General features: G+C 48.9%; 9 protein-coding genes and 1 pseudogene. 4 read left to right on the top strand and 6 right to left on the bottom strand.

Annotated elements, in window-relative coordinates; genetic code table 11:
* Position 1: 1 nt before the first annotated feature.
* The 6 genes from L5M11_RS00050 to L5M11_RS00025 are packed head-to-tail and all read right to left on the bottom strand — an operon-like array spanning position 2 to position 7305.
* Positions 2-1723: a BatD family protein gene (locus L5M11_RS00050; RefSeq protein ID WP_263190937.1), complete on the bottom strand. Its 1722-nt coding sequence runs from the start codon at positions 1721-1723 to the stop codon at positions 2-4.
* Entirely contained in the window at positions 1717-3711 is a 1995-nt protein-coding gene (locus L5M11_RS00045) for a VWA domain-containing protein (protein ID WP_263190935.1), read from the bottom strand. The genes L5M11_RS00050 and L5M11_RS00045 overlap by 7 nt, the downstream gene beginning before the upstream one ends.
* Entirely contained in the window at positions 3711-4730 is a 1020-nt protein-coding gene (locus L5M11_RS00040) for a vWA domain-containing protein (RefSeq protein WP_263190934.1), read from the bottom strand. Before L5M11_RS00040 ends, L5M11_RS00045 begins: the two co-directional genes overlap by 1 nt.
* Positions 4724-5368, bottom strand: coding sequence for a DUF4381 domain-containing protein (locus L5M11_RS00035; protein ID WP_263190933.1), 645 nt, complete (start codon positions 5366-5368; stop codon positions 4724-4726). The genes L5M11_RS00040 and L5M11_RS00035 overlap by 7 nt, the downstream gene beginning before the upstream one ends.
* Before the next feature lie 2 nt (positions 5369-5370).
* Positions 5371-6324, bottom strand: coding sequence for a DUF58 domain-containing protein (locus L5M11_RS00030; protein ID WP_263190931.1), 954 nt, complete (start codon positions 6322-6324; stop codon positions 5371-5373).
* Positions 6325-6348: 24 nt separating this feature from the next.
* Complete coding sequence (locus L5M11_RS00025; RefSeq protein WP_028761051.1) at positions 6349-7305, bottom strand: AAA family ATPase; 957 nt, start codon at positions 7303-7305, stop codon at positions 6349-6351.
* A gap of 262 nt (positions 7306-7567) precedes the next feature.
* Between L5M11_RS00025 and fadI the strand changes: the two genes are divergently transcribed.
* The 4 genes and pseudogenes from fadI to L5M11_RS00005 form a co-directional block, all read left to right on the top strand.
* Positions 7568-8878: an acetyl-CoA C-acyltransferase FadI gene (fadI, locus tag L5M11_RS00020; RefSeq protein WP_028761050.1), complete on the top strand. Its 1311-nt coding sequence runs from the start codon at positions 7568-7570 to the stop codon at positions 8876-8878.
* A 5-nt stretch (positions 8879-8883) separates the two neighbouring features.
* Positions 8884-11004, top strand: coding sequence for a fatty acid oxidation complex subunit alpha FadJ (fadJ, locus tag L5M11_RS00015; RefSeq protein ID WP_263190929.1), 2121 nt, complete (start codon positions 8884-8886; stop codon positions 11002-11004).
* 378 nt (positions 11005-11382) lie between these two features.
* A complete protein-coding gene (locus L5M11_RS00010; protein ID WP_263146193.1) occupies positions 11383-11583 on the top strand; it encodes a hypothetical protein in 201 nt (66 codons plus the stop codon).
* Positions 11584-11693: 110 nt separating this feature from the next.
* A pseudogene (locus L5M11_RS00005) lies at positions 11694-11865 on the top strand (IS982 family transposase); the annotation flags it as partial.

Genomic DNA, 11865 nt, shown 5'->3' with positions numbered 1-11865 from the left:
TTTATTTAGGATTCAGTGGGCTTAATGGCGCTGATTTTGGGTTTGAATGTTTATGCTCACAGGCCTTAACCGCGTTAAGTAAGGCGGTACATTCGGCGCTTAAGTGGCTATTTGTATTGTTAGAATTCGCACTGCTCGTATTAGCACTGTCAGTATGGTGGCTCTTATCGGCCTTCGCACTGTAGGCTTTGATTTGCAGTTGCTGTATCGCTGCTGCCAGTTGTGGTGACTGCTCAGCAATCTTATCTAATGTCATAGGCGTTTGCTGTAACTCACTGAAAGATCGCTGCAATTGCAACATAATTCGGCTTACATCGCCACTGGCGCAGGCTTGCTCTAATCCTTTCAAGCCGGAGGCAGTCACTGATTGTGCTGAACTGATTGAAGAGTTTACTGCAATTGGGGCGGCCGTTTGATTTTTTAAGGCGCGGCGCCAAGCGACTAAGGTGATAATCCAAGCGACTAGAGTGACCAGCCATAGCGCAGCAAAAACAGTGGTTAGCCAAGACCAGCCCTTATCGGCCGCGGAGTTGGTTTCCCATGTTGGTTGAGCTGGCGTATCACTGACAGCACCACCTTCAACGATTATGGTACGTGCGGGCAGCGTTGCAGTTTCTTGACGTTTAAGGCGCGGATTCCACCAAGGCACTTTGATTTCGGGCAAGGTAAAGGTGCCCGCTTTGCTGGGAACGATTGCCGAAGTAATACTGTACTGCGAAACAATTTGTGCATCGCGCACAAAGGTCTGCCGCAGGGGTTTTTCTGGGTATGACTTGAGTTCATCGGGCAGAGTTTGCACTATATCAGGCAGACTATTTTCATCGGCATTGGAAGCCAACAGTGTAATAGTGCGGGTGATAGGGCTACCGACGGTAAACTTTTTAATATCCTCAGGGAAGTTTTCTTTTAGCGCTACTAAATCGGCAACCAGCCATTGGCCTTGGAAGCTTGTTGGTGCGGGATTCACTTGAACTGTCAGTGAGGGCGCGCCTGCTTGCATTGGGCGGCTTTCATTAAAGCCAAACATGCCGCCGCGGCGTTGGGATTCTACCAGCACATCGCCAGCAAAGGTTGCACCTTTAATATTCACTTGGCCGGGCAAATCGGGAATGATGCCATAGGTGCGTTCAATCACGCGGTAACGTCGGCCATCGACTATCTCTGAACCATCCCTATCTTCACCGATTTGTTTGATCTGTGCGCCTTCTATCACAGGTGCACTCAATACGCCCCTTTGTAATTCCACCGCCAGATAGAGCTTCACCTTGTAGGTAATGAGCTGCCCAACATAGGCTTCGTCGGTCGAGACTTTGGCGTCAATGAACAGATTGTTCATTTGCGCGGGCTGGCTACCAGTTTCGACCACTTTGAGTGGAATAGGCGATGAGCTGACGCCGTCAATACTAAAGGCTGGAATGGTTAACTGGCCTTGTTGTTTTGGCGCGAGCAGTACTTGCCAGCGGGTTTCTTTGACCGCATCGAAGTTCATGATTTGCGTGCTGCGACTCACGCTAGTACGGCCGACAATAAAATCTTTCAGTAGTGCGGATGTGTCAAGCTTTCCGGTGTCGACTTCGTCATCGACACTGATGTTGAGCACAAAGTATTCGCCCTCCATCACAGGGTTGCGATCGACCGAGGCCTCAATTTTGCTAAGTGCAAAGGCGGGATGGGCCACTCCGATGGCAAGGAGTAGCAGGATAAAAAATTGTCTCGTCACCACTGTTCGTTATCCTTTGATATTTGGCCATTTTGACGGCGTTTTTGATATTCCAACTGCATCTTGTTGCGCAGTAACACTTGCGGGTCTTCACTCACGCCCCTCAGTGCTCGCTGCATTTCTGCGGGCAGTGGCTCGCTATTGGTTGGCGGTGCCTCTACCGATTCACTCATAGCAGCCTCTTGTTTATCTTGCGCATTTTGCTCAGGAGCTTCTTTGGCGGCAACGCTTTGCTTTTCTTGCTCAGCTGACTTTTGCTCTTCAGCATCGGCTTTAGCCTGCGCTTGCATCTTAGCTTCATTGTCTGCAGGTGAATTGTCTACAGGCTCATTTTCCTGCTGAGCTTCATTCTGCTTGTCCTGAGCATTGCCATTTTGCTTATCTTGCTCAGACTGTTGATCATCCGTTTTTTGCTGTTCAGGGCTTTGATCCGCGCCGGCATCGTCCTGTTGATCCTGAGACTTTTGTCCGGCTTGATCTTGCTTATCTTTCTGAGCGCTATCTTGGTCAGATTGCTGTTTATCCTGCGATTTTTGGTCACCGGATTGTTGGTCGCCAGACTGCTGATCGCCTTGTTGATCTTGGTTCTTATCCTGTTGCTCGTTTTTACCTTGCTGTTGTTGCTGTTCTTGCAATAACTTTTCAGCCAGTTCAAGGTTGGCCTTCGCCGCAGGGAAATCGGCTTGTTTTCTAAGTGCGGCTTGATAGCGCTCCTTGGCCTTATCGGGTTTACCGAGTTGCATCAATGCATTGCCTTGATTGTAGAGGCCTTGGGCTGAGCTATCTTGCTCGAAGGTTTTTAGTGCTTGCTGGTAATCACCGGCTTTGTATTGGGCGCTGCCTCGCCATTGGGGCGACTCAAACTGCTTAGCGGCGTTTGCGTAATCTTGGGATTGATAGGCCTGCATCGCTTGTTGATCTGTGGTTTTCCACACATTGTCCCACACACTGGCATGGGCTGGCTGAGGCACAGCCGCGAGCAGTAAGCTGCCAGCAAGAGTGACAAATCCAACACTGGCCACGATTCCTTGTCTAAAGCTGAAAAGGGCGGGTAGCAGTAATAATAAGGCGAGGTAAGGACCGAGATCCTGCCAAGTTTCACCATCAAGATCTGTGGCTTTCGCATCGCCAGCATCGCTTAACCATTGCTGTAATTGGGCGAGATCATTACCGTCGGTGCGATTCTGGATCAGAACGCCTTTGTTATTCGCGGCCAGTTTTTGCAGCAGAGCGAAATCAGTGCTGGCCACAACGACTTCGTTGCTGCTGTCGCGTTGTAATTGTCCATCGGGTAGACGGATTGGCGCGCCTTGGCTGGTGCCAAAAGTGACGACGGCGAGGCGATATTGCGTGCCATTTAATGCCGAGTTAGCCTCATCAAACTGGGCTGTTGTGATGCCATCTGTCATCAGGATAATATCACCGCGAATATGGCCACCCTGAGCCAGTAGCGTTTTGGCTTGGGTCAAGCCTGCCGCTAAGTTTGAACCACGAACGGGCATAATCTCAGGACTTAAAGTCGGCAGTAAATTGAGTAATGTGCCGGTATCACGGGTTAATGGGCTGATAGTAAAGGCATCGCCTGCAAAGGCGACTAAACCTGTTTCACCTTCTTTAAGATTACGCAGGAGATCCGTTGCCCTAAATTTGGCTTGGGTTAACCGATTCGGCGCAAGATCGGTGGCGAACATAGATACGGACATGTCCATCACCAGTACGCGGCCTTGCTCTGCGGCAAACACAGGTAAGGATTGTTTATTCACGGCAGGTCCGGCGAGTGCCAAGGTCGCAATCAACCAAGTTAAGGCTAATAAATGCAACGGACGGCGGGATTTCTTATTGCCTTGGGTGACCAATATCTTGGCTAAGTGCGGCGCAATATAACGATTCCAAGCGCTGTGGCTCTCGTGTTGCCGCCATAAACTCAACAAGGCTAAGGCTAGCGGCACTAGGGCGAGTAGCCATTCGGGACGAATAAAATGTAGGCTCATTATTTGATGTTCCCCTGTGAAGTGGTTGCGACAGAGGGTTTAATGCGGCGTGCTGCAAAGAGTGGCAATTGACCTAAGGCAATCCACAGACTCGTCAGTAATGCCAGTGCCAGCGGCCAGTAGAACAGATCTGCCTGCGGACGATAGCTTAATTGATCGCGACTCACGGGTTCGAGTTTATCGATTTCTTGGTAAATCTGGTCTAACTCTTGGCTGTTACGGGCGCGAAAATAACGGCCGTGGGTGACGTCGGCGATATGCTTAAGTTGGTTTTCATCCAGATCCATCGAAGGATTAACCCGCTCGCGGCCAAAGAGTGTACGGCGCTCCATTACATCTGCGCCCACACCAACCGTATAAATAGTAACTTTACGATTAGCGGCAATTTGCGCTGCTTGCTCTGGTTCGATATTGCCAGCGTTGTTAGAGCCGTCGGTCAATAAAATCAACACTCTATTACTCTCGTCCATTTTATCGAAGCGTTTTACCGCTAGAGCGATAGCTTCACCTATGGCGGTTTGCTTACCGACTAAGCCAATTTGTGCTTCTTTTAAAAATTGCGCCACTGAACGTCTATCTTGGGTGAGGGGTGCCTGTAAATAGGCGTGATCGGCGAAGAGAATTAAACCGATACGGTCGCCTTTGCGGCGCTCGATAAAGTCACTGACCACGTGTTGGATCAAGGTAAAACGGTCGACGGTTTTGCCATTCACTACCATGTCTTCAATCTGCATACTGCCGGATAAATCCACCGCCATCATCAAATCACGGCCTTGGCTTGGCAGTTCGATAGGTTCACCAAGCCATTGAGGACGAGCAATAGCGAGCACTAACAGGCACCACATCAGCCAGTAGCGTTTGCGGCTCTGGCGCGTGTTGGCCGCTAAGCTTTGTTTACCTGTTTGGCTTATTCCGGGTAATTGCAGCCGGCCACCATCCACTTGTACTGTGTGTTGGCGCCAAAAAATCAAAGGTAAAGGCAGTAATATCAATAGCCAAGGCCATGCAATTGTTAACATTGTGCCTCCGGTTGTTTGGTGTCAGCTGGCTGGATTGGCGCTTGGCTTTTAGCTTGAGCGTCGCCACTAGCTTGAACGTAGCCCTTAGCTAAAACAAGAGTCGGCTCAGGCGCACTCAGTTTTGCTTTCGATGCCAACCAAGCCTGTGTGAGTTGATGCAATTCATTGGCTTCAGCTAAGGTCAATGGCGTAGCCTGATGGCGTTTGGCTAGCAAAGGGCCGATATGTTGGCGTTTATGCTCGGGTAAATAGCTGTCTAACCAAGCCGCCCAAGCTTCGCCATCTAAGGAGGCTATTGCTTCTCTGCTGAGGTAAGTCATGGCGGTGCGCTTTAATAGGCTGTTGACGTCAGAGGCATAGGAAGTCGCTTGTCTATCGAGCTGATTGAGTAACTGTTTAGCGGCTTTTTTTGGCGCTAAGTCACGGGCGCGTTTTCTTAGCCAGATAACTAAGAGTGTGATGAGGGCAATCACAAGTGCTAAAACCAGCCAATAACCGATTGCCCAAGGCCAAGCGCCGATCGGATCGGGATGAATAATATCCTGCAGTTGTGCAAGGGCTGGGTTTGACGCCGTAGAAGGCATAGGTACTGTTGCCTGTGGATTTGCTATTTCTGAATTCACTGTTGCTGGATCCATAGTTAACGCAATAATTCCAATTGATGGGCTAGGGGAGCACCCGCATCTATGAGCTGGGTACGTACGCGCAGTTGCTGCATCATGGCGATAAAGTTGTTTTGTTGACGCAACTGAATGTCGAGCCAAGCCTGATAACTGTGGCGGGTAAGCACTAAGTCCTCATCCCCATCCCGTACCGGCAAATTAAAGTTGTGCGGTAACGGCAGTGTGCCTTGACGCAGTGGATCGGTAATAAGATAGGCACCCACATCGCAATGACGCTTAAGCTCGGTGAGAGGCGCGATACATTGGGGACTAAAATGGCTGCCATCTGTCACTATCCAAACTAAGGAGCCGGGTTTGGCGATACGTTGTAATCGCTGACAGGCACGCAGGATATGGTCAGGATCGCGCTGGCCAGTGCCAACATGATTGAGCTGATTTTCGTGCACACGGCGCAGGCCTGAGATCAATTGCAATATGCCCTGACGACGGCTGCGGGGTTTGAGCTCTAAATGCTCAGACTCGCATGCGATCAAGGCGCCGAGCCGATCGCCATGGTTAATCGCATTCCAACCTAAGGTGGTCGCAAGGTGTCCTGCTTGCACCGATTGCAGCAATAAACTCGAACCAAAATAGAGGCTTTGGCTCAAGTCGATTAACAATAAAATAGGGCGCTCACGTTCTTCGACAAATAACTTAGTGTGAGTTGTGCCTGTACGAGCGGTAACGCGCCAATCAATGGTGCGCACATCGTCGCCCTGTTGGTAGTGGCGCACCTCGGCAAACTCCATTCCGCGGCCTTTGATTAAGCTGCTGCGATGGCCCGCTAAGTTAGCGCGGGCACGGCTATAACGCTCTGGCATAGCTCGGGCGATATTTTGGCATGCCAGCAGCTCTTGCTCGGTTAAATGCAAGCCATCGGCAAAAAGCGGCAAGCCATCGACTGAGGCTGAGAGTCGCGCTATGTCACTCATCTTATTTCACCTTTATCTTCACCGTTAAGGTACTGCAACTTGACTTAAGATGTGGTTGATCACGTGATCGCGGCTGACACCTTCGGCCTGTGCTTGGTAGCTGAGTAGGAGTCTATGGCGTAATACATTTGGCGCGACGGCTTGAATGTCTTCCGGTGAAACAAAGTCTCGCTCGTGCAGCCAAGCACGGGCGCGGGCGCAGCGTTCTAATGAAATAGTTGCGCGCGGGCTGACGCCGTACTCAAGCCACTTAGCTAAGTCTTCGCTGTAACGTAAAGGCTCACGGGTCGCCATCACGATTTCGACTATGTACTTTTCGAGCGGTTCGGCGAGATAGATTTCCATGGCTTCGTCACGGGCGGCAAACACATCTGCTTGTGCAATCGGCTCAGTGGTTGGCAATTCGTGGGTCAGCGCTTCTTTGCGGGATTGACGCAGAATTTCGATTTCAGTCTCGCCGCTCGGGTAATCAAGGTTTAAGTGCATCAGAAAACGGTCAAGCTGTGCTTCGGGCAGCGGGTAAGTGCCTTCGTTCTCTAATGGATTTTGGGTGGCCATCACTAAAAACAGCGGCGGTAGCTTATAGCTGTGCTTACCAACTGTGACTTGACCTTCGGCCATGGCTTCTAATAAGGCCGATTGTACTTTGGCTGGGGCGCGGTTAATTTCGTCCGCCAGGATTAAATTGTGGAAAATCGGTCCGGCTTCAAATTCGAAGGTGCCAGTTTGCGAGCGATAGATATCTGTGCCAGTTAAGTCGGCGGGCAGCAGATCTGGGGTAAATTGAATGCGGTGAAAATCGCCCTCAACCCCGTCACATAAGGCTTTCACGGCACGGGTCTTTGCCAGTCCCGGAGGTCCTTCAACTAATAAGTGGCCATTGGCAATTAAGGCAATGAGCAGATTTTCGGTCAATACTGGCTGCCCTAAAACAACCTTATTTAGGTAAGTGCGTAATGCGTGGAAGCGACTCAAAGGCATGATGCTACTCGTTTTATTATGTTGAAAATACGTGTGTGGGCTATAGACAACAGCTATGGTAAAGAATTCCCTTAGGGTTTGGCTAGTGTTAAAAAAACAAACAGGTGTTTAAAACTTGCTGACAAGAAGTTAGAATCAGATCACACTTTAATGGTCAGACCTGTTATTGGGCGTTTTTCGCCGTAAAACAATGGGTCAAACACGGAAATAGCTAGCGCCGCCTGAAATCTCTCAGCGATTGCGCACATAAAGAGGGTGACAAATGAGTGATAGACAACAGGTTACGAACGCCAAGGGTGAACGTATCGCCATTGTAGCGGGTTTAAGAACGCCATTTGCAAAGCAAGCCACGGCATTCCACGGCGTATCGGCGCTCGATATGGGCAAAATGGTGGTCAATGAATTATTGGCGCGCTCTGAACTCGATCCTAAGCTGATTGAGCAATTAGTGTATGGACAAGTCGTGCAAATGCCGGCTGCACCTAACATTGCCCGTGAAATCGTACTCGGTACTGGCATGAATGTGTCGACCGATGCCTATAGTGTCACTCGCGCCTGTGCAACTAGCTTTCAATCTGCCGTCAACGTGGCTGAATCTATCATGACGGGTAATATCGAAATCGGTATTGCGGGCGGCGCCGACTCTTCCTCTGTATTGCCTATCGGTGTATCGAAAAAATTAGCCCATGCGTTAGTCGATTTGAATAAAGCCCGTAGCTTTGGACAAAAATTACAAATTTTCCGCCGTTTAGGCATAAAGGATTTATTACCTGTGCCGCCTGCTGTGGCAGAGTACTCAACGGGCTTGTCTATGGGACAAACCGCCGAGCAGATGGCAAAAACCTACAATATTAGTCGTGCCGATCAAGATGCCTTAGCGCACCGCTCACATACCTTAGCGAGCGAAACTTGGGCTTCGGGCCATTTGCGTGACGAAGTTATGGTCGCGCATATACCGCCGTATAAGCAGTTTATCGATCGCGATAACAATATCCGCGAAAACTCAGTATTGGAGTCATATGCTAAGTTGCGCCCTGCATTCGACAAACAACACGGTACTGTGACGGCGGCCAATAGTACGCCACTGACGGACGGTGCCTCAGCGATTATCCTGATGAGTGAAGGTCGAGCCAAAGCCTTAGGTTATCAACCGATTGGTTACATTAAGAGTTACGCCTTTAGCGCCATTGATGTGTGGCAAGATATGCTGATGGGGCCATCCTACGCGACGCCACTGGCGTTAAAACGTGCTGGAATGGAATTAGAAGATCTTACCCTGATTGAAATGCACGAAGCCTTTGCTGCGCAGACATTAGCGAACATGCAGATGTTTGCTTCGAAAAAATTTGCCGAAGAAAAACTCGGCCGCAACCGCGCGATTGGCGAAATCGACATGAGCAAGTTTAACGTGCTCGGTGGCTCGCTCGCTTATGGTCATCCTTTTGCGGCAACGGGAACCCGTTTAATCACCCAAGTGTGTCGTGAGCTTAAGCGCCGTGGTGGTGGAACTGGCTTAACGACGGCTTGTGCGGCCGGTGGTTTGGGTGTGGCTATGATAGTGGAAGTGGAGTAATCGGCATGGAAAAGACCTTTAATTTAACCCGCCGCGACGACGGCATTGCCATTTTGACTATGGATGTTCCTGGCGAAACCATGAACACCCTAAAAGCACAGTTTGGCCCTGAAATCAGTGAGATTCTGGCTGAGATTAAAAGCGATCCTCATATTCGTGGGCTCGTGCTGATCTCGGGCAAGAAAGATTCTTTCGTCGCGGGCGCGGACATTTCTATGCTCGATGCCTGTAAAACGGCGGGCGATGCCAAAGCCTTATCCCAGCAAGGGCATGTGGTTTTTAATGAGTTAGAAGCCTTAAAAATTCCTGTAGTAGCGGCAATCCATGGTGCCTGTTTAGGTGGTGGTTTAGAGTTAGCCTTAGCCTGCCATCAAAGGGTATGTAGCGACGATGGTAAAACCATGCTCGGCGTACCGGAAGTTCAACTTGGCTTATTACCTGGCGGCGGTGGGACTCAACGTTTGCCTCGTTTAGTCGGCATTACCACCGCCTTAGACATGATGTTGACAGGTAAACAAATCCGTCCTAAACAAGCCTTGAAAATGGGCTTAGTGAATGATGTTGTACCGCAGACCATTTTGCTGCAAACCGCAGTTGAGATGGCGCTTGCTGGTAAACGTGCACCGAAACCTGTTAAAAAGTCACTCGTTAATCAAGTGCTTGAAGGCACGAGCTTTGGCCGTAACATTATTTTCGATCAAGCGACTAAACAAGTCGAAAAGAAAACCCAAGGTAATTATCCAGCACCAGCCAAAATTATTGACTGCGTGCGTCAAGGGATTGCGAAGGGGATGCAAAAAGGGCTAGAAGTCGAAGCGAGTCACTTTGCCGAATTAGTGGTATCAAAAGAATCTGAAGCGCTGCGCAGTATTTTCTTCGCCACCACAGAAATGAAGAAAGAAACCGGCGCTGAGGGTGCTACGCCGCGTAAAGTGAAGAAAGCGGTGATCTTAGGTGGCGGTTTAATGGGCGGAGGCATTGCCTCTGTGACTACCACTAAGGCTAAAATCCCCGTTCGCGTCAAAGACATCAGCGAAAAAGGTTTAAGCAATGCATTAGCCTACGCTTATAAGTTGTTGGATAAAGGGGTAAAGCGCCGCCATATGACGCCTGCTGCCCGTGACAATTTAATGGCGCTGATGACGACAACCACTGAGTATAAAGGCGTTAACGATGCCGATATCGTTGTGGAAGCGGTATTTGAAGATTTAGCACTTAAGCATCAAATGGTGAAAGACATAGAGCGTGAGTGTGGTGAGCACACTATTTTTGCGTCAAATACTTCATCTTTGCCTATTAGCCAAATCGCCGAGGCGGCAACGCGTCCCGAGAACGTGATTGGTCTGCATTATTTCTCGCCAGTAGAGAAAATGCCGCTGGTGGAAGTGATTGCCCATGCTAAAACGTCACCAGAAACCATTGCGACCACGGTCGCATTTGCCCGTAAGCAAGGTAAAACACCGATAGTGGTGCAGGATGGTGCGGGTTTCTACGTGAACCGTATTCTGGCGCTGTATATGAACGAGGCTGCGCAATTATTACTTGAAGGCCAAAGTGTTGAACATCTGGATAAAGCCTTAGTGAAGTTTGGTTTCCCTGTGGGACCGATTACTTTACTCGACGAAGTGGGTATCGACGTGGGCGCAAAAATTTCACCGATCCTTGAGAAAGAATTGGGTGAACGTTTTAAAGCGCCAGCGGCATTTGACAAGCTTTTAGGTGACGATCGTAAAGGCCGTAAAAATGGCAAAGGTTTCTATCAATACGGCGCATCGAGCAAGAAAGCTAAAGCCGTCGATGAAAGTGTTTATGGCGTGTTAGGCATTAAGCCTGGCACCAATAAAGACGCAAAAGCGGTTGCCGAGCGTTGTGTCGTACAAATGCTCAATGAAGCGGTGCGTTGTTTAGATGATGGTATTATTGCATCGCCAAGAGACGGTGATATTGGCGCCATTTTTGGTATTGGCTTCCCGCCATTCCTCGGTGGCCCATTCCATTATATTGACACTTTAGGCGCCGCGAACTTAGTGAAGATCCTTGAAGGTTATCAAAGTCAATTCGGTAACAGATTCGAACCTTGTGAGCGCTTAAAAACCATGGCTCAAGAAAACGCGAACTTTTTCTAAGTTTCAGTGAATCTAAGTCATCGTTAATCTAGGTCTTAGTTAATCAAAATTGAACAAAAAAGCGGCAGTTTGTTGCCGCTTTTTTATTGCCACAAGGCATGTTTTTGCCTAAAAAATGTTCATGTTGGGGATGTGGATCTTGTATAACCCGAGCCCTTTATCGAGAGTTCGGTGTTACGTGTTCTGTACTGAGAGCGTAGCGATGAATGAGTGTTGCTCGTTTATGCATAGTGCGGAGAACTTTTTATCCTGCTGTTAAAACGACGTATTTAACATGTGCATCAATCACCAAGATTACGCGAGTAGCATCCGCATTTTGATGAGGAATTAATTTCTCTACCTTTATGATTTATTTAGTTGTTTTTAAAGAGGTGGTTTGTGGTTTTGCTGGTTATGTTTATCGCATTAATCTCGGCTTGGTACTTCGGCTTAGCTGCATTTACCGCAGGTTTTACTGTTAAGCATTGGGTGCTGCTGGGTTTTGTGCTCGGGCCTCTGGCTTATCCACTCTTTACGACACATAGTCATTTAGCCTTGAGGAAAATCCGTTGTCGTGAGGAAGGGATATTAAATAGCTAATTTATTAATTTGTTAGGTAACCTGAACTCGGGATAAGAAATGTTGAACTAATAGCCCTCCAAGTGATCGGATCTTTCGACCAAGAGAAACCCCATCACACCGGAGGGCCTATGCATAAATTAGTGGAAGTGTTTTGCGATGTCGATGATTTTTGCGCTGTTTTCATTCCAGAATGGGAAAAAACGCTGTTAACCGATGGTACACGCAAGCGTCAACGCCCTGGCCGTATGACGATGAGCGAAGTGATGACCATCATCATACTTTTTCATCATCATACTTTTT

Origin of the sequence: Shewanella sp. SM87, from assembly GCF_025653705.1 — a bacterium.
GTDB lineage: Bacteria > Pseudomonadota > Gammaproteobacteria > Enterobacterales > Shewanellaceae > Shewanella > Shewanella oncorhynchi.
The sequence above is the reverse complement of the archived record's forward strand: the minus strand, read 5'-3'. Positions and strand labels throughout refer to the sequence as shown.